This window comes from Methylobacterium sp. CM6241 (assembly GCF_054817845.1).
This window is the reverse complement of record NZ_CM139246.1, coordinates 742,928-758,912: the sequence shown is the minus strand read 5'-3', so window position 1 is coordinate 758,912 and position 15,985 is coordinate 742,928. Positions and strand designations below refer to the sequence as shown.

Below are 15,985 nucleotides of genomic sequence, written 5' to 3'. Positions count from 1 at the left end.
GCATCTACGCCAATGCCAATGACGCCGCCGAGCAGCACATTGCCGGCCATTCCTGCAGCGCCGGTCCCCACAACCTTCGTGCGCACAGGAACGACTTCGGGGCGGTAGCCTGGCTTTACGAAGGTGACATCAAACTCGTCCGACCGGTCGACATCCAGGGAGCAGGGTGTTGCAGGGCAGGCGTAGCCCTTGGTGGTGGTCATCGTTGCGCCGGGCGGCTCTGTCTGGAAGGCCATCTTCTCTGATGTACCGCGGGTAATGCTTCCGCACGCGCCGACGCTCGTCGATGCACCACGTCATCCGGTAATCGTAGCCCTGGATGCCCTCGTCCGCCTGCCCTGGCAGATGGTGCGGATACCCCTGGAAGCCGCGCCAGATGTCGCCCTTGGCATTGCGAATGTGGTCGGGTTTCAGGTTGCCGCCGGTCACCATCGAGCCGGCCTGCCACTCGCCATAGGTCAAGCGCGACTCTGAGCGACCGATACCGTAGGGCACACCGGGGGCCATGCCGAGTTCCGCGCTATAGCTGGCGCTGATCATCTGCCGACAGGTGATCGTGTCGCCATTGCTGAGCGTGACGGCCTTGCCCTGCCCGCCATCCTTCGTGATGCCGACGACCTTGATGTCGACGAGGGTCTTGGCGTTACCGATGGCGAGATTGCGAGCATAGACGGCGCTGCTCGGGGTGTATCGCTCGGGAACCCGATGTGAGGCGGGCAATGATCGACGGCGAGGATCGCGCGCATCATGTCAGCGAGCGCGTCGCGTTGGGTCTTGGTCATGGCCGCCTCTTAAGGATGCCGCCCATGCGGCGGGTTGTGGAGCGGGCGTGGCTTGTTCGCCCTAGCGGGCCGTCGTGGCAAAGCGCATCAGCTTCGATGCGTGCCTACGAGGATCCGATGCTGAGACTTCCCACCATGTTCGCGTTGGTCGTGGCCCTGGCGGGCTGCGGCGGGTCAGAGATCCACCGGGTGTCGATCGAGGCCCACGGCGGCATTAAGCTGACACCGACCGCGGGGCCTGGGTACGACCATACCGTTGAGATCAAGAACGGCCTCGACTTCGGGTATGACCCTGATGTGAAGGTTCAACGGGACGACATCGCCCTCAAGACCATCGCTGCGCAGTGCCCAGCAGCCGTCATCGTAAGCGAGGACTCGATTAAGCACGGCGAAGCGCTCACGGGGCGCGCGCGTCTCACCTACTTCATGAGGATGCGCTGCCGTCCCGCGTGATTGGCACCGGCCCAAGGAGTCGAACCCTGATCTGAGGCTTTGGAGACCTGATTGCGCCCAGCGCAGGCCGATAGGTGAAGGGGAAATCTCGTAGGCTTCGCACTTTGAAGCCCGTCATCCAGGGAGCGCGTGCGCTTGGCCTGCATCACATCCGAACTTGTTGCCGAACTCGATCTCTGCCGTGATCGCTACCTGCCGTGCGATGGGCCACTTCCGCCAGCGCTGTATGGGCTGGTAAGCCAGGGATCAACGAGGAGGAGAGTTCCATGAAGAAGCTGATTCTGATGGCCGCTGCCATGGTCGTAATGGGCTCGGCCCCAACGCTGGCAATGGATTGCTGCGGCGGAGCCAAGGGTAAGGCGCCGATGTGCGGCAAAGGCTCGATGGCGATGGGCCATAGCGGGATGAAGGCCAGGAAGGGCAGCTGCTGCTGCGAGGGCATGTCCGGTGGCATCAGTAGGAAGCGTGCCTAGTAGCAGAAGCCCGGAGCTCATTGCCCTTCCTGGATGGCGTCAACGGTTGATCAAACGACGCCTGCTTCCGAAGGACGGATATAGGAAGCGTAGGATCGCCTACCGACCAGGTCAGCCCTTCTTCTTGTAGGCCTGGATCGCGTTCTGGCATCCTGGCGACAGCTTCGACATGTTTTTTTGGAAGCAAGCCTGCGTCTCGGGACCATCCTCAGGGGGCATGCCGGCGCAGAAGGTCGTGAAGTCGCCAGCGCATTGCATCTGTAAAGCGGCCTTGTCCTCAGCGGACATCGGTGCGGCCATCGCGGCACTGGCCGCAGCGGTCGCGAGTATGAGGCTCAACCCAAAACGTCCGATCATGTTCTGCTCCCTCGACCCCAGATGCTGGGGTCGAAGTAAAGAACTCTGACTTGGGCTGAACCGTTGCACCTCCGATGGCCGCCAGCCCTTTGACCACGCGAGACACGGTCAGACCTGCCTTACATGCTAGGCCTCGCGGACGTAAGTTAGCACTTTGCTATTGTTTGATCGATAGCGATCTGCTACATAATCAGCATGCGCCAGATCACCTATACCAAGGAAGCGATCAAGACGCTGAGCCGGACGCCGGCCAACGTCTCCAAGCTGATCCGCGCAAAGGTGAAACAGTACGCCGAGGACCCCAAGTCGCTGGCGAACAACGTCAAGACGCTGCAAGGCCACGAGAACCGCCTGCGTCTTCGCGTTGGAGACTGGCGCGTCCTCTTCAACGAAAACGGCGAGGTCGTCGCCGTTCTGAGGGTTGCTCCGAGAGGGGGAGCTTATGACTAGACGACCTTGGATAGGAGAGACGCCATGAACGCCCAGACCATCGTCACCCCTGCAGGGGAACGCCTCGTGCTCATCCCTGAGGCTGAATATGCCGCCCTTGTCGCTGCAGCCGAGGATGCCGCCGACAACGCTGCATTTGACCGCATTGAGAAGCGTCTCGCCTCTGGTGAGGAGGAGCTAATCCCCTCCGATATCGTAGACCGCCTTCTTGATGGCGAGAACCGTGTCCGCGTTTGGCGCGAGCATCGCGGCATGTCTGCCAAGCAGCTCGCCGAGAAGGCCGGTATCGCAAAGCCGTTCCTCTCTCAGATCGAGACGGGAAAGCGTGAGGGAACCGTGGACACCCTCCGGAAGATTGCCGATGCGCTATCGCTGACGATCGATGATCTGGTGGGATGAAGGTTGCGGCGCTCGGATTCGAACCGAGGACCTCCAGGTTATGAGCCTGGCGCGCTACCGGACTGCGCTACGCCACGTCGATGAAGTTTCCGTGCAACAGTTCACAGCTACGCATCGCGCGGCAGTGTCCAAGTCTTGCGTAGCATTCGCGGTACCGGCACAACCGCTTGCCGCCAATGCACGCGGCATTGGGGAACGTCATGACCGGGCGAATTCTTGTGGCTGCGGCTCTTGTCGCGGTGATCCGAACGGATTGCCGATCCAGCCGCCGGAGGGATACCGCGAGGAGGACTTCGCCGACTACATCCTGGCCTGCCCCCTGAAAAGTGGTCCTCCCTAAGGTATGGCTTTGAGCCATGTGGAGGATGTTGTCATGGGACGGAAGAAGCATACGGCTGAAGAGATCGTTGCCAAGCTGCGCCAAGTGGATGTTCTGGTCTCACAGGGTCGCAAGGTTGCCGAAGCAATCCGGTCCATCGAGGTAACAGAGGTTACGTATTACCGTTGGCGCTCTGAGTACGGCGGCCTGAAGGGTGACCAGGTCAAACGGCTGAAGTCCCTGGAGACGGAGAACCAACGCCTTCGTCGGGCGATCTCCGACCTGACCTTGGAGAAGCTCATCCTCAAGGAGGCCGCATCGGGAAACTTCTGAGCCCGGCTCGCCGCCGGGCTTGTGTCGACTACGTCGTTGCCGAGCACGGTGTGTCCGAACGTTTCGCCTGCCGTGTCCTGGTTCAGCATCGTTCGACGCAACGCAGGGTCGCCGTCCTGGTCGAGGACGAGGCCACTCTGACGGCCGCCATCATCGCCCTGGCTCTGCAGTATGGGCGCTACGACTACCGTCGGATCACGGCTTTGCTCCAGCGTGACGGCTGGACGGTAAACGTGAAGCGGGTCGAACGGATCTGGCGACGAGAGGGGCTCAAGGTCCCGGCTCGGCAACCGAAGCGAGCGCGTCTCTGGCTCAACGACGGTTCCTGCCTGCGACTACGACCGGAGCACCCCGACCACGTCTGGTCCTACGACTTCGTCGAGCACCGCACGCACAACGGGCGCAAGTACCGAATGCTGAATGTGATCGACGAGTTCACCCGCGAGTGCTTGGCAATCCGGGTCGCTCGTAAGCTCAAGGCGCTGGATGTGATCGACGTGCTCACAGACCTGTTCAGTCTTCGCAGGGTGCCCGGTCACATCCGCTCGGACAACGGGCCGGAGTTCATCGCCAAGGCTGTTCAGGACTGGATCGCGGCGGTTGGATCAGTGACCGCCTACATCGAGCCGGGCAGTCCATGGGAGAACGGGTACTGCGAGAGCTTCAACGCGAAGCTGCGGGACGAACTCCTCAACGGCGAGGTGTTCTACACCCTCAAGGAAGCCAGTGTCGTCATCGAGCAGTGGCGGAAAGACTACAATACTATCCGACTGCACTCGTCGCTGGGCTACCAGCCACCTGCACCAGAGGTTGTTATCTGGCCAACGGAACCAAGTGGCTCAGCGCCGCTCGCTCACCCCGCCATCGTCACGCGACCGACGATGCACTAACTTCGAACTTGGGCCACTGCATGGGGGCAGGCCACATGGGCTTCGTCAAAATCGCTGCTATCGCCATATGGCTCAAATAGTTAAATCGTCACCACGACCTAGGCCAGTTCGGCGAGAACCCAGGCGATCTGGCTGAAAGCGTTGAGTCGGCATGATCCATAAACCCGCCCGGCTCACGCCGCGGCAGGTTTTTTGTTCCGATGTTCTTACTCAGCCGCGCGAGCCACAGCCCCATCATAAGAGCCGGCATGTTCCAGAACGCTCTTGATGAGCGCGCCGTCGGCGGTCCAATTGGAAACAGTCGGGTTTGCCGGGTACAGGATCATCGTGTGGTCGAGCCCGAATGCCCTCGATATCATCGAGAAGCAGGTTCTGATGTTCATCTGAGTCACTTGGCTCATCGCCGCTGGCATCATCTCGATCACCTGCAGGCCGGGCTTACCGAACACGAGGTGCGCTAGGCCGGCGCCGTGGGCGCTGACGACGACATCGGCATGGTGGAAGAGGTCGACCTTCTCGATGAGACTGAGCTTGCTCAGAACCACCGGCACGATGCCATTGGCGGCCATCGCCTGCTCGAACTCCAGCTCGTTCAGCATGGCCCGACGAGGAGTGTCGCGCCGGGAGATATAGAAGCGGCGCGGCGTCGATCCATTGTTCCTCTTCACCGCCTCCTCGATCAGTCGCCCATAGGTATGGTGATACGCCGCCTTCCGGGTCATGGCCTGTGTGGACGAGGTTCCGAGGTACAGCTTCCGGCAGAATACGACACCCTCAAGGGCAACAATCCGGTCTGCTGGAACGCCCAAGGTGCCGAGCGCATCCAAGGCAAGGCCACGCTGCTCTTTCCTGACGAGGATTGGGCAGTCCGGCGTTTCGGGCGCCAAGCACCAGCTCAGTTTCGCAACTCGATCGGCGATCCAGTCGTAATAGCCCTTGCTCCCGCCGATGCAGAGGTAGGCTTCGTCTATGTTCGGCACAGATGCCGGATCGGCGATCTCTTCCTTCGGAGCGCTGGACGCACGAAGGTCCGTTCCATCGAGCGTCCAGATCCGTCCCTCTTGGTTGACGAAGACGTCCGTGAACTCTCGCACGAACGGATAAGGCTTTCGCTCCATCCGCTTCTCGAACAGCCTCCACAGATCGTGGATGTAAGCCTCAAAGGAGGGGCCAACGCCTTCGAGCGCCACGGTCTTCATCTGGGAGGTTGGGATAGCGAAATCGTCGCCGTCGCCGGGGTGCCGGATCACCTCGTCGGCGCCCATCTTCTTCTTGGGGCGCGGAGCGACGAGGTGCCGGACCTGCTTCAGGGCTGTTGCATCCTTGGTTGTCGCTCGGATGCGGCGGACGACGTTCGACGCCTGAGACGACCTGAAATCAGCCGGCAGTGAGCCTATGATCGCCGCTGCTTCGTTCGGCAGATGGGCGTTGACCAAAGTCGAAGCCAGCTTGACTCGATAGGCCTCGCTTTCCACCGCGATGACCAGAGGCTGGCATCGCCCTATCTCGTCTTTGTCATCGAGCTCGATGGCGGCGCGCAGCCGAAACTCGAGAATTTCGGGTCGCGCTGCGAAATTGCTCACTTCCGCGATCTGAATGATCTTACGCCAGCGGCCCTGCGCGGCGAGAGCCTGCGCCTGCCGCATTACCTTGCGCACCTCAGGACTAGGTCGGTGGCTCGGGCTGGCACTCTCCGCGGTGGGCACCTCGTCCGGCTCCTGCTCAGAAAGAACCGCGCCCATCCCGTAAGCCCCGCATTGTCACGAATTTGTGAGATCACGCGAGATTGATCGAAATCGCAGGGGCAACACAACCATCGAATGTTAATTTTGCGTCGCGCTAATATTCAGGGTGTCTTATGATGCATTCCAGGCACACCGTCTGACTCCTCATCTCCCCACGCCTCGTTCAGCTTCGGCTGGGCGGGGCCGATTTCGTTCTCGCGCCTCACGAGAACGTGGTTGAGCGCGACAGCCTCGGCAATCCAACGTTCATTTTGCGAAGCCCATAACCGCGTCGTTGAAATTCAGGGAGGCAATCGTGCGGATGCGTTCAAGCAAGATCCTTTTGACGATCGCGGCCTGTGTCGGCTTGGCCTCCATCGCCGAAGCGGCGCCTATGCCTATCGCCGGGGTAAATGATGCCCCGCAGCCAAAAATCGAGACCGTGCAGTACTACGGCGGCGGCTATGGCTACGGTGGCGGCTACGGCTACGGCTACGGCTACGGCCACTCGCCGGAGCACCGCTACCGGCAACACATTCGTCGCGAATTCCTTCATGAGCGGCGCTACGATGCGCATCTGCGTCGCCAGGCGCAGCACTACCGTCGCGCCTACCGCTACGGGTACTAGGCCGCCGCATCCACCCTGACATATCCTAAAGTCCTTCACCCGCCCGGCTCACGCCGCGGCGGGTTTTTCGTTTCACACCACAGGCGGATTACGTACGATGCGAACCTTCGCTAAGTCAGTGGGCAATATGACGGCTTCGTTGTATTTGTTACCCCCAAGGTGACAGTATAGAAACCCGCCCCTCATGCCAGCACGATACTGTGATTCCTTTTCCAGTAATACGCGGCCGCCAGTTGGGTGCATTGCAGATATATCTTCAAGCATGAGCACTTTGTCGTCGGCGCCGTTGTTGAGGCGGAAGATTGCAGGGTCCACACCATCTTTCCAATTCTCCATTGTGCCTCCTCGGGGGTAGTGTCTCAGTTTGAAAATTGCGTAAAGCGAAGCACGCGGACGAGGTGGCTGAGAGCGCCCCTAACTCAAACGAGACTTAGCTCATTCCAACCCTATCGTGGCGTGCAGATGAATTTCTGCGAGAATGGTTTTTGATCCGCCCGGCTTACGCCGCGGCGGGTTTTTTGTTGAAGCCAAGCTTCAGCGGCCTACATGCATCCGTCCTACCCACAAGGAAGGATACCCGATGAAAGACCTGCGCTCCATCGCACTCGCCGCTGCGCTCGTTTGTGCTGGCCTGACGTCTACCGTTCAGGCCGCGCCCTTAACCGCCAACGCCACCTCGTTGGAGCAGCCCGCAGCGGCTGAAACGGTCCAGTACGGCTACCGGTCCGGTTATGGCCATTCTCCGCAGCACATGTATCGGAAGCGTGTTCGCCGTCAGATGTTACAGGATCGCCGCTATGGCGCACACCTGCGCCGTCAGGATCAAAACTACCGTCGCGCTCGACGCTACGGATACTGAGCCAACTGCATCCGCCTAGGCATCCCCTAACGCCATCAACCCGCCCGGCTCACGCTGTGGCGGGTTTTTCGTTCGCATGTTCTGCAGGCCTCGTGGATTGCGAACCCTTCGCGCTTGCGGCATTGCGAGGCAACGCGTTGGCAAACAGGATCACGGTTCCAATGGCCACAAATGGCAAGCCTTCGTTGGCAACCCTGGCGGATGCGCGCCAGGCCACTTCTCACGGGAAATGGCAGCAAATCCTCGAATGGGGAGGCGATGACGCCTTCCTCCTTCAGAGCCATCATATCCTGAACGCGTACATCGCGGCGGCTTTCGATCTCTCCGAGGAGAATGCACTCAGGCGAGCGGCTGACATAGCTTTGTCCAGCCGCTGGGATCGGACCCATCGCTACTCTTTTGCGCGGTCGTTCGTCGCCTCTGAGCGGTGTGACCTCGCCTGGAAAACCATTCAGGCCAATCCCGACCTGCAGACTGATCCTGCTTTCGTTAAGCAGGCGCGCCGCATAATCGCCTATACGCAAGATGAAACTCTCAAGAATGAAATAAAAGCGGTCATTGTCTCGGCGCTAAAGGGGGGCGCCGAGATCAAACCGACACCATCAAAATTCCGGTTTCCGAACGGAAAATCAGATCCCGCCTTATTAGGCAGCGCAGTTGCCAAGCTCGGCTCGCGAACGGCTCCGAGGCATCTAGCAGCCTTTGATCTCGCTATGGAGCGTACTCGTGCTACGCTTTCAAAAGCAAAGAAGCCAGTGCTTCGTGAATACAAAAGCGTCTTTGTGGATCGTCATGGCCAGATTTGGCGCGAAGACGGTGCTATTATAAAAACAACTGGAAAGCCTATTGTCGCGGTGAAACAAGGCGATGTTCCAAATCACTATACGGCAATGTTTGGGATCAAAGAAACCCGCGGCATCTACCATTGGCTCGTTGACAGACTTGCTGCGTTCTCATGGATGGTTGACCGAGACGATGCGGTATTGCCAATCTTGTTGAGCGATCGAGCCTCACCGTTCGAGGCGGAGACGCTAAAGCTGGTAGGCATCGGTGGGTTAGTTTGCCCCATCGGGGGGCCCGAGTATGTCGAAAAGCTCATCGTGCCGCGCGTTGGTTTCGAGGGTATGATGTACTGGGATCAGGTATCCCCAATCTTTGACAAGATAAAACAGTATGTCATGGAGAGGGCAGAAGACGCTTCCCTCGTAGCTTCAGAGAGGATCTACATCTCACGTAGCGATGCGAAGCGGCGTCCTATGTCAAATGAAAAGGAAATCGAGGCGCTTCTGGCTGCCGACGATTATGAAATCGTCTCATTTACCGGGATGCCACTCTGGCAACAGTTCTTCATAGCTCTTTCGGCTACGGAAATCGTTGCTCCACATGGAGCCGGGCTGTCGCACCTAATCATGTGCTCACCTGGAACGAAGGTGACTGAAATACTTCCCATTAGCGATGGCACACATAAGCTGCGATTTAATTATGCAAGATTGAGCCTATTGCGAGGGCACAATTACCGCGCTTGGCTTGAGCCTCAAATTGGTGAAGACGACAGCTGGTCATTGGATGTGAAGGCTTTTTGGGAATATCTATACGGAAAAGAGTTTCCCAAACACCTGACTTGATGCCCCAAGCACTGCTTACTCGGCTCACGACACGTAGGGTTTTGGGTCCTTCGGTTTGCGGGTTGCATTCCAAATGAGCGGGATGTATTTCTACAACTCCGCTCGAAAAGGGCGTTTTCGTCCTGCGTTAAACCAGGAGACTTATCAATCAGCGAAACAGCAGCGGTCGTTCGATCCGAGAAGGCCGAAGCAAAGCGTCAGGCGCGCATCACTGCCCGCCGCTCGACTAAGATCGAGGCTCGCAAGGCCGATCGCAAGACTCAACGCGAATTGCTGAAATCGAGTGAGGGTGGTTCCGAGTAAGCCCGAAATCGTCGGTTGTGGACGATCTAACGGCCCCTTAAGAGCACGAAAGGGCCTCGTTCAGCTTCGGCTGGGCGGGGCTTTTCATTTCGGGCGGCCCAAGCGAAGCGTGCCTTTCCGGGGCGACTGGCCCTGGAGCCCGACCTTGCCCGCCCGGTGAGAACCGGAGCGGGGTTTTCTTATTGCACCTTGGCTCGGCGGTGTCTGTTAATCAGTAGCCGCGATAAGCGGGACGACCGTAAGCGGGGCGTCCATACGGACGAGCATACGGACGGCGATAGGCCGGAGCATAGCGGCGTCCCGCTCCATGGTTGATTGAGCCGTTACCACGGCAGCGGCCGGTGAACCGATCCGGGTAATATCCAAGGCCGCAATAGCCGGCGACATTCGTTACAAACCCATCCTCCGAGAGGCCCGCAATAGGTGCGGCAGCGATCGGTGCAGCCTGAGCGGCGGTGCCGACGCCAATGGCGCTTGCCAGCACTGCGACTGCTGAGAGCATTTTAAACGTCATCATTTTTGTCCAAGGGGCCTTCGGCAGGGCAGTTTTAAAAGCCTTGAGCCGGCGCCTTGGTGAAGCCATACGCCAAATTGATGAACGCAGCCTAATGGCCATATGCCTTTCACCCGCCCGGCCCATGCCGCGGCGGGTTTTTCGTTGAAGGGGGTGCGCATAAGCACATCAAGCCGACGCCGGAAGTCTTCGCAACCAAGCATGGATTGCCAACTCACAATCGTTGATCCTAACTCCTAGCTTGGCGCCGAGGGGGCTTTGAGCTGGATTGACATGTCGGCGACGCAAGAAATCGCTTTTGAGCAAGCTGATCGTGTGGGCGAAGGACGCAGCGCGGAAGTTTTTGCCGATAGGTCCGGGCGAATAATCAAGCTCTACAAAGCAAAATGGGGGAAGAGTCTTGCGGAGAAGGAGTTCGCCGCAACGTCATTTGCCCATTCCCATGGCCTGCGTGTCCCGGCTGCTTTGGGTATTATCGAGCGAGATGGACGAACTGGCGTTATCTTTGAGCATATTCACGGCAAGACAGTCTTGGAGCAATATAATAGAAGCCCCCTTGGAATGCTGGGTGCTTTAAGGCAGCTTGCTTATATTCAGCACAGCATTCATAAAGTTGGGAAACCGCCGCTTCCAAGCCAGCAAGATGCGATCCGCATTCAAGTCTTGAGAGCGCGGGTGCCGCCCTGGTTAAAACAAACGACCCTTGCGGTTCTTGACCGCTTACCGGATGGTGACAGGCTCTGTCACGGGGATCTCCACCCGGAGAATGTTCTGCACACCTCTAACGGCTTGGTCGTCATAGACTGGGAGAAGTCGACATCTGGGCATCCTGCGGCAGATGTCGCCCGTACCGACCTCATCATCCGATCCGGGCGCGTCGGCAAAACTCGTACGCTAAGGAGAGCGGCAAGTAGAATTATCCGCAAAGCTCTAGCTGAATTTTATATTTGGCAGTATTGCCGGTTGAGCATGATTAGCAGGGAGGATGTCATGGCTTGGCGTTTGCCGATGCTTGTTGCTCGCCTTTCCGGTCAGGTTGCTACGAATGAGCATGAAATTCAGGCAGAAGCTTCAGAGCTCGGAACTCAGTTCGCGCATCTCATATGAAGGATGGTCACACCGCCCTCGGCCGAACTCGAGCGCCGCGAGCGCAAGCCGAAGCCCGGTGCGGGGGAGTGAGGGAAATCAGCGTTAGGATTTCTTAACCATTCCCCCAGCATCTTTCGGACTACGCCCGGAGGCCGCCATGACGCTCACCGTTTTCGCTCCGATCTCGGGCAAGCTGGTGACGATTGAGGTGCCGGTCAGGAAGTCATGTCCCTGAGCCTTTACCGCATTGGACCGGACGAGCATCATCTGATCCAGGGTGGCGAGGTCGTCGGCAATCTGGCGCGAGAGGAAGGCAAGTCGAGTTGGCGGGTATCGCTGCTTGAGGACGCCGGGACGATCCGGCAGCGTCTTTTCAGATCTTTCGACGCCGCACTGGAATGGCTGGGCCTGCCGACTGTGGCTGAGCCGGTTTAGCGCTCACCACCAAACTCCGCCGTCAACGCCCTGGCGATCACCTTCGCCATCTCCACGGCCTCAGCCCGCGTGACGCGCTTCGTGCTCTGCCGGCGGATCGGCTCGTACTCGTAGTACAGATAGGCGCAATTCGTCCCCACCGCGTCCAGCACGGCGATGGCCTCGCCTACCTCGGTGATGCGAAGGGGAAAGCGGATCGTGGGGCGCTCAGGAGCTGCCACTCAGCGGCTCCGGCGCATCGTTGTCATGATCCTCAGGAGGCGTCCCGCCTTTCAGCATATCGTCCAACATCGAGAGCAAACCGAGGAGTTCGAGCTTGCCGTCGTTCGTGATGTCGGGCTCGTAGATCCGACGCTGGATCGTTGCTCTCATGCCGGCCAAAGCCTCGATGTATCCCTCGGCGCGTTCGGTGCTCATGATCGGGTTCCTGGCGGTGCCCGCGAGGAGATAGCGCAGGACTTTGGGCCGCCTACTGCCTCTTCGTCCAGATCGGCACCGCGCCCGTCGGCCGGCCCGGCACGTACCGAAAGTACCGCGTCCGCGCGAAGCGGATGAAGTCGGGATGAACCTCGGTCACGAGATCGCCACTCAGGACCATGGCCCCGCAGAAGTCGGAGCGGATCACGCCGAGGTCAGAATGCACGCCAAAAAGCTGCAGCGTCGTCCAGCCAAGCCGGCCAGCCTCGTCGGCATGCTTGTCGAGGAAATCCAGGGACGCAGCATGAATAGCCGGCCAGCTGGTAGGCGTCAGCCCAGAGCAGGACACCACGCTCGGCTTCAGGTTGAGGAAGGCTTCACGCCATGCCTGCGGGGAGTTCGGTTCGATCTTGAAGGCTGGTGAAGCTGACATGAGGCCCAGCGGCAGTGATGGGCCGGACGGGATAGGGGAGGTGGCGCAGGGTAGCTACGCCCGGAGCGTCACCGGCGGCGGTACAACAGCATCAACCAATAAGCCCGAACATGAACCCGAGCGCGATGGTCACCACCATGGCGATCGCAATCGCGACACCTAGACCTGGGTTGGGACCGTGATCCTTAATCCGCATGCCATGCTTTCTTCACACTCGCGAACCCCCAGACGCAATGCGAAAGCGGCGCTAAGCCGAACTCCTATCCGCTCGTCCTGAGTTGGTTTGCCGGGTTTCTGTCGGGATAACTGTCGGGGCAGCTATCAGAAACCGAGCTAAGTATTGGTCGGAGTGGCAGGATTTGAACCTGCGACCCCCACGTCCCGAACGTGGTGCGCTATAGCGCAAGCATTGATTTCATTGGCTTTTCAGTCATCGAAACCGGTCCATGTGGACCGCTTCATACACTCATTCGGTCCACGTTCCGGTCCACGGTCTGCAAAGGTTCGTGGAGCGTTCCGCGCGGCGGCCCGGCACCTTAAGGGTCAGGCGTGAGCGGTCGGCAGCTCGGACACCTGCGTCGTGTAGCGCGGGCTGCGCATCTCAAACTTCGTCGACCAGGTTCGCCTCTTCTCCATGCCTGCCCGGGCCGGCACGACGGCACCGCGTCCGAAGCGCCGATTACACTCGTCCATCGCCGCCATCAGCGGCGCGCTACGCTCGCGGTCAAGCTGGCCAATTAGGGCCCGCTGGGTGTCTTCGAGCAGCTTGAGATCGGTGGTGATGACGCCGGCCTTACTGTAGCGCCACGGCCGGTCGCCCGATGCCTCTCGCCAGGTGCGGGCCACACCCTCGCGCGCAGCCTTGATCAGGGCCAGCGTGTCGTTCGTCGCCTCCGGCAGCGTGACGGTCGTCGAGACCGAGCGCATCGGGTCCCCGCGGTCATGTTCCGACGTGTGGTAGAAAACCGAGACGTGAGTCGTGCCGAGCCCACCCCGGCGCAGCTTCTCGCCGAGACGGGTGGCGTGCGCGGCGACCGCCTGCTCCATCGTCGCCCGGTCCTCGATCCGGCTGGAGAACGAGCGCGTGACGGCGCAGCCCTTCCGCTGGGCCGGCATCAGCTCGAGCGGCAGGCAGCATACGCCGCGCAGCTCATGAATGATGCGCTCTCCCACCACCGTCATCGCCTTGCGGACGGGACGCGGATCGAGGTCGCGCAGATCGGCGATGGAGTCGACGCCCATAGCTTCCAGTTTCGCCAGCGAGGCACGGCCGATGCCCCAAACCTCGCCGACGTGGATGCGGCAGAGCCACGCCGCTCGCTCGTCCTCGTCCGAGAGGTCGCAGACACCACCCAGATCCGGGATCGTCTTGGCGATGTGATTGGCGAGCTTCGCCAGCGTCTTCGTCGGCCCGATCCCAACGCAGGTCGGAATCCCGGTCCAGGTCCGCACCGTCGCGCGGAGGTCCCGCGCGAGCTCGAGGCGCCGATCGTCGCGCACGTCCGACAGATCGAGGAAACTCTCGTCGATGGAGTAGATCTCCACCGCCGGCGAGAAGTCGCGATAGACCGCGTTCGCCCGGGCGCTCATGTCGCCATAGAGGGTGTAGTTGGAAGAGAACGCCCGCACGCCCTCACGCTTGCATAAGTCGCGGATCTTGAACCAGGGCTCGCCCATCTTGATGCCGAGCGCCTTGGCCTCGGCGGTCCGGGCCACCGCGCAGCCGTCGTTGTTGGACAGCACGACCACCGGCACGCCGGCGAGCTTCGGGTCGAACACCCGCTCGCATGAGCAGTAGAAGCTGTTGCCGTCGATCAGCGCGAAAGCCCGGTTCATCGGCACCCGTATCCGGCTCCACGGGATCGATGCGCCGGAGAGCGGACAGCTCTGCCAAGACAGGGCAGGGGAGGCGTTCCGATGCGGACAGGCCGTGCCCTCGCGCTGGCTGACCGGATCGGCTCCACGCCCATCTCCTGCGACCCTAGGTACACCGACAAGTGCGGGCGCACCGTCGCGGTCTGCCGGAAGGGCGCGGAGGACCTGAACGGTTAGCTGGTGGCGCAGGGCCATGCCGTCGCCTATCGCCGGTACTCGCAAGACTACGTCCCGGCCGAGGACACCACGAAGGCGGGGAAGCTCGGGATATGGGCCGGGTCCTTCACGACGCCGGGGGACTGGCGCAAGGGCGAGCGGGCGATGACGATGGGGTTCGCAGCTCCCGGCGGCCCGGATGGTCCCATACCCTCGCCAGCACCTACGCAGCCGGCCATCCAGTCCGGGGGCTGCGCCATCAAGGGCAACATCAGCCGGAAAGGCGAGAAGGTCTTCCACGTCCCCGGATCGCGCGACTATGACCGGACCCGGATCAGCGAGAAGATGGCGAGCGCATGTTCTGCTCGGAGGAGGAGGCGAGGGCGGCGGGGTGGCGGGCGCCGCGGTGATCTCCCCGGACGCCGGCTCACGGATCGGATAGGTCGAGACGAAGCCGATCCTGGCATGTCGGCCGGGCAGCGCTGTTAAGTCAACGGTAACGAGATGTGATGGCTCTGAGCGACATCTGCGGAATAGGTTCAGGGATGCTTGCTCTGGGAGCGGCTGCGCTTTGGTTTCGGTCGGCTGCGATCGTTCTGCCATCCGACGGCAGCATGCAGCAGGACGCTAGGGGCATTGTTCGCTCCCGCCGTGACATCGCTCTAGATCTTCAGTCGAGGCGCAGTGCCCAAGCTGCAATTTGTGCCGGCCTCGCTGCCCTGTTGCAGGTAGCAAGCGCCTATCTGAACGTGCGATAGCAGGCTCATTGTGACGATGACCGCACGCGAGTTCGCCGACGAAATCGTCGAGCCGACGATCCGTGAGTTCATGGCGGATCCGAGCAGGCGGCGCGGCTATCTGGCCTGCATCGTCTCGTACCATCTCGGCGACTATCTCAGCCCAACGGCCCGCACGAATGGAAAGGCCGCCCTCGGCCTCCCGTTCGTAGCTCTCGACCGGATGTGCAATGCCGCCAAGCACCGCGAGGCGACGCATGGGAAGGCACCGCCAATGGCGGCTGGCTCCGACCCGGAGCGGCTGGTCTCGGGCTTCGGGAGCCTATGGGCAGACCTGCGGCTCGACGACCGCGGGGGCAGGCACATCGAGCACGACGGCCGGCAGTATGACATGTTGGACCTGTGCCTGATCGCCGTTCGGCACTATGCGGAGCAGTACCCGAACGAACTGCGGGACAGTGCGGTGACGCGCTTCCACTACAACACGAAGGCATATCCCGCCGTCTGATGGGCGGCTGGCTTCGACTACTCCCAGGAGCCCAGCCGTATCCGGCGATATCCTCCTGCTCGCCCTGGCGGCCGAGAACGCCGAGTTGCGCGCTCTGCTCGCGGAGGTCCATGACCAATGCGTCGAGCTGGCCGTGGATGCCGGCGAGCTGCACGCCGAGGTCGAGGCACTGCGGCGGGAGTTGGCGGAGGTGCGGGCCAAGCAGGATGGATAGTAAATCTGAACC

The 15,985-nt window shown here is 60.7% G+C and carries 21 protein-coding genes and 1 tRNA gene; 12 read left to right on the top strand and 10 right to left on the bottom strand.

Annotated elements, in window-relative coordinates; all coding sequences use genetic code 11:
• Positions 1 to 129 precede the first annotated feature (129 nt).
• Entirely contained in the window at positions 130 to 720 is a 591-nt protein-coding gene (locus ACYQR9_RS03575) for a hypothetical protein (protein ID WP_461228722.1), read from the bottom strand.
• Between ACYQR9_RS03575 and ACYQR9_RS03570 the strand changes: the two genes are divergently transcribed.
• Entirely contained in the window at positions 720 to 1,235 is a 516-nt protein-coding gene (locus tag ACYQR9_RS03570; protein ID WP_461228721.1) for a hypothetical protein, read from the top strand. The genes ACYQR9_RS03575 and ACYQR9_RS03570 overlap by 1 nt on opposite strands.
• A gap of 266 nt (positions 1,236 to 1,501) precedes the next feature.
• Complete coding sequence (locus tag ACYQR9_RS03565) at positions 1,502 to 1,708, top strand: hypothetical protein (protein WP_461228720.1); 207 nt, start codon at positions 1,502 to 1,504, stop codon at positions 1,706 to 1,708.
• A gap of 111 nt (positions 1,709 to 1,819) precedes the next feature.
• Here the strand turns inward: ACYQR9_RS03565 and ACYQR9_RS03560 are convergent, their stop codons facing one another.
• Complete coding sequence (locus ACYQR9_RS03560; RefSeq protein ID WP_311274821.1) at positions 1,820 to 2,065, bottom strand: hypothetical protein; 246 nt, start codon at positions 2,063 to 2,065, stop codon at positions 1,820 to 1,822.
• Between the two features lie 195 nt (positions 2,066 to 2,260).
• On the opposite strand from ACYQR9_RS03560, the gene ACYQR9_RS03555 reads away from it, so the two are divergent.
• Positions 2,261 to 2,515, top strand: a complete 255-nt coding sequence (locus ACYQR9_RS03555; RefSeq protein WP_461228719.1) for a type II toxin-antitoxin system RelE family toxin — start codon at positions 2,261 to 2,263, stop codon at positions 2,513 to 2,515.
• 24 nt (positions 2,516 to 2,539) lie between these two features.
• Positions 2,540 to 2,914, top strand: a complete 375-nt coding sequence (locus ACYQR9_RS03550; RefSeq protein ID WP_461228718.1) for a helix-turn-helix domain-containing protein — start codon at positions 2,540 to 2,542, stop codon at positions 2,912 to 2,914.
• Between the two features lie 3 nt (positions 2,915 to 2,917).
• Here the strand turns inward: ACYQR9_RS03550 and ACYQR9_RS03545 are convergent.
• Positions 2,918 to 2,991: transfer RNA gene (locus tag ACYQR9_RS03545), tRNA-Met, on the bottom strand.
• A gap of 296 nt (positions 2,992 to 3,287) precedes the next feature.
• On the opposite strand from ACYQR9_RS03545, the gene ACYQR9_RS03540 reads away from it, so the two are divergent.
• A protein-coding gene (locus ACYQR9_RS03540; protein ID WP_461228717.1) for an IS3 family transposase occupies positions 3,288 to 4,456 on the top strand; the annotation gives its coding sequence in 2 pieces (ribosomal slippage) (positions 3,288 to 3,552 and positions 3,552 to 4,456; 1,170 coding nt in all).
• A 206-nt stretch (positions 4,457 to 4,662) separates the two neighbouring features.
• On the opposite strand, the gene ACYQR9_RS03535 is transcribed toward ACYQR9_RS03540, so the two are convergent.
• On the bottom strand, positions 4,663 to 6,198 hold the full coding sequence (locus ACYQR9_RS03535; protein WP_461228716.1) for a glycosyltransferase family 61 protein: 1,536 nt from the start codon (positions 6,196 to 6,198) through the stop codon (positions 4,663 to 4,665).
• 304 nt (positions 6,199 to 6,502) lie between these two features.
• On the opposite strand from ACYQR9_RS03535, the gene ACYQR9_RS03530 reads away from it, so the two are divergent.
• Positions 6,503 to 6,808, top strand: a complete 306-nt coding sequence (locus ACYQR9_RS03530) for a hypothetical protein (RefSeq protein WP_461228715.1) — start codon at positions 6,503 to 6,505, stop codon at positions 6,806 to 6,808.
• A 72-nt stretch (positions 6,809 to 6,880) separates the two neighbouring features.
• On the opposite strand, the gene ACYQR9_RS03525 is transcribed toward ACYQR9_RS03530, so the two are convergent.
• Positions 6,881 to 7,144: a hypothetical protein gene (locus tag ACYQR9_RS03525; protein WP_461228714.1), complete on the bottom strand. Its 264-nt coding sequence runs from the start codon at positions 7,142 to 7,144 to the stop codon at positions 6,881 to 6,883.
• A 244-nt stretch (positions 7,145 to 7,388) separates the two neighbouring features.
• On the opposite strand from ACYQR9_RS03525, the gene ACYQR9_RS03520 reads away from it, so the two are divergent.
• The 4 genes from ACYQR9_RS03520 to ACYQR9_RS03505 all read left to right on the top strand — a co-directional run bounded on the left by ACYQR9_RS03520 (position 7,389) and on the right by ACYQR9_RS03505 (position 11,633).
• Positions 7,389 to 7,667 carry a hypothetical protein gene (locus tag ACYQR9_RS03520; protein ID WP_461228713.1) on the top strand — a complete coding sequence of 93 codons (279 nt, stop codon included), beginning with the start codon at positions 7,389 to 7,391 and terminating at the stop codon, positions 7,665 to 7,667.
• A gap of 161 nt (positions 7,668 to 7,828) precedes the next feature.
• Positions 7,829 to 9,292, top strand: coding sequence for a glycosyltransferase family 61 protein (locus ACYQR9_RS03515; protein WP_461228712.1), 1,464 nt, complete (start codon positions 7,829 to 7,831; stop codon positions 9,290 to 9,292).
• Positions 9,293 to 10,382: 1,090 nt separating this feature from the next.
• Positions 10,383 to 11,216 carry a phosphotransferase family protein gene (locus tag ACYQR9_RS03510; protein ID WP_461228711.1) on the top strand — a complete coding sequence of 278 codons (834 nt, stop codon included), beginning with the start codon at positions 10,383 to 10,385 and terminating at the stop codon, positions 11,214 to 11,216.
• 207 nt (positions 11,217 to 11,423) lie between these two features.
• Entirely contained in the window at positions 11,424 to 11,633 is a 210-nt protein-coding gene (locus tag ACYQR9_RS03505; RefSeq protein ID WP_461228710.1) for a hypothetical protein, read from the top strand.
• Here ACYQR9_RS03505 and ACYQR9_RS03500 read toward each other — a convergent pair.
• The 5 genes from ACYQR9_RS03500 to ACYQR9_RS03480 form a co-directional block, all read right to left on the bottom strand.
• Positions 11,630 to 11,854, bottom strand: a complete 225-nt coding sequence (locus ACYQR9_RS03500; protein ID WP_461228709.1) for a hypothetical protein — start codon at positions 11,852 to 11,854, stop codon at positions 11,630 to 11,632. The two genes, ACYQR9_RS03505 and ACYQR9_RS03500, sit on opposite strands and share 4 nt — an antisense overlap.
• Complete coding sequence (locus tag ACYQR9_RS03495) at positions 11,841 to 12,050, bottom strand: hypothetical protein (RefSeq protein ID WP_461228708.1); 210 nt, start codon at positions 12,048 to 12,050, stop codon at positions 11,841 to 11,843. Before ACYQR9_RS03495 ends, ACYQR9_RS03500 begins: the two co-directional genes overlap by 14 nt.
• A 52-nt stretch (positions 12,051 to 12,102) precedes the next feature.
• On the bottom strand, positions 12,103 to 12,483 hold the full coding sequence (locus ACYQR9_RS03490) for a hypothetical protein (RefSeq protein WP_461228707.1): 381 nt from the start codon (positions 12,481 to 12,483) through the stop codon (positions 12,103 to 12,105).
• A gap of 543 nt (positions 12,484 to 13,026) precedes the next feature.
• Entirely contained in the window at positions 13,027 to 14,319 is a 1,293-nt protein-coding gene (locus tag ACYQR9_RS03485) for a Y-family DNA polymerase (protein ID WP_461228706.1), read from the bottom strand.
• A gap of 263 nt (positions 14,320 to 14,582) precedes the next feature.
• Complete coding sequence (locus ACYQR9_RS03480; RefSeq protein ID WP_461228705.1) at positions 14,583 to 14,774, bottom strand: hypothetical protein; 192 nt, start codon at positions 14,772 to 14,774, stop codon at positions 14,583 to 14,585.
• 514 nt (positions 14,775 to 15,288) lie between these two features.
• On the opposite strand from ACYQR9_RS03480, the gene ACYQR9_RS03475 reads away from it, so the two are divergent.
• Together ACYQR9_RS03475 and ACYQR9_RS03470 are read left to right on the top strand one after the other, a co-directional pair.
• Entirely contained in the window at positions 15,289 to 15,759 is a 471-nt protein-coding gene (locus ACYQR9_RS03475; protein WP_461228704.1) for a hypothetical protein, read from the top strand.
• Positions 15,760 to 15,844: 85 nt separating this feature from the next.
• Complete coding sequence (locus ACYQR9_RS03470) at positions 15,845 to 15,973, top strand: hypothetical protein (protein WP_461228703.1); 129 nt, start codon at positions 15,845 to 15,847, stop codon at positions 15,971 to 15,973.
• The last annotated feature ends 12 nt before the right edge of the window (positions 15,974 to 15,985 follow it).

Bases quoted from the DNA above. Each gene is read 5' to 3' on its own strand.
- ACYQR9_RS03475 (WP_461228704.1), top strand. From the start codon at position 15,289: ATGACCGCACGCGAGTTCGCCGACGAAATCGTCGAGCCGACGATCCGT.
- ACYQR9_RS03505 (WP_461228710.1), top strand. From the start codon at position 11,424: ATGTCCCTGAGCCTTTACCGCATTGGACCGGACGAGCATCATCTGATC.
- ACYQR9_RS03515 (WP_461228712.1), top strand. From the start codon at position 7,829: ATGGCCACAAATGGCAAGCCTTCGTTGGCAACCCTGGCGGATGCGCGC.
- ACYQR9_RS03480 (WP_461228705.1), bottom strand. From the start codon at position 14,774: ATGGCGCAGCCCCCGGACTGGATGGCCGGCTGCGTAGGTGCTGGCGAG.
- ACYQR9_RS03555 (WP_461228719.1), top strand. From the start codon at position 2,261: ATGCGCCAGATCACCTATACCAAGGAAGCGATCAAGACGCTGAGCCGG.
- ACYQR9_RS03565 (WP_461228720.1), top strand. From the start codon at position 1,502: ATGAAGAAGCTGATTCTGATGGCCGCTGCCATGGTCGTAATGGGCTCG.
- ACYQR9_RS03570 (WP_461228721.1), top strand. From the start codon at position 720: ATGATCGACGGCGAGGATCGCGCGCATCATGTCAGCGAGCGCGTCGCG.
- ACYQR9_RS03485 (WP_461228706.1), bottom strand. From the start codon at position 14,319: ATGAACCGGGCTTTCGCGCTGATCGACGGCAACAGCTTCTACTGCTCA.
- ACYQR9_RS03530 (WP_461228715.1), top strand. From the start codon at position 6,503: ATGCGTTCAAGCAAGATCCTTTTGACGATCGCGGCCTGTGTCGGCTTG.
- ACYQR9_RS03535 (WP_461228716.1), bottom strand. From the start codon at position 6,198: ATGGGCGCGGTTCTTTCTGAGCAGGAGCCGGACGAGGTGCCCACCGCG.
- ACYQR9_RS03490 (WP_461228707.1), bottom strand. From the start codon at position 12,483: ATGTCAGCTTCACCAGCCTTCAAGATCGAACCGAACTCCCCGCAGGCA.
- ACYQR9_RS03560 (WP_311274821.1), bottom strand. From the start codon at position 2,065: ATGATCGGACGTTTTGGGTTGAGCCTCATACTCGCGACCGCTGCGGCC.
- ACYQR9_RS03495 (WP_461228708.1), bottom strand. From the start codon at position 12,050: ATGAGCACCGAACGCGCCGAGGGATACATCGAGGCTTTGGCCGGCATG.
- ACYQR9_RS03525 (WP_461228714.1), bottom strand. From the start codon at position 7,144: ATGGAGAATTGGAAAGATGGTGTGGACCCTGCAATCTTCCGCCTCAAC.
- ACYQR9_RS03520 (WP_461228713.1), top strand. From the start codon at position 7,389: ATGAAAGACCTGCGCTCCATCGCACTCGCCGCTGCGCTCGTTTGTGCT.
- ACYQR9_RS03550 (WP_461228718.1), top strand. From the start codon at position 2,540: ATGAACGCCCAGACCATCGTCACCCCTGCAGGGGAACGCCTCGTGCTC.
- ACYQR9_RS03510 (WP_461228711.1), top strand. From the start codon at position 10,383: ATGTCGGCGACGCAAGAAATCGCTTTTGAGCAAGCTGATCGTGTGGGC.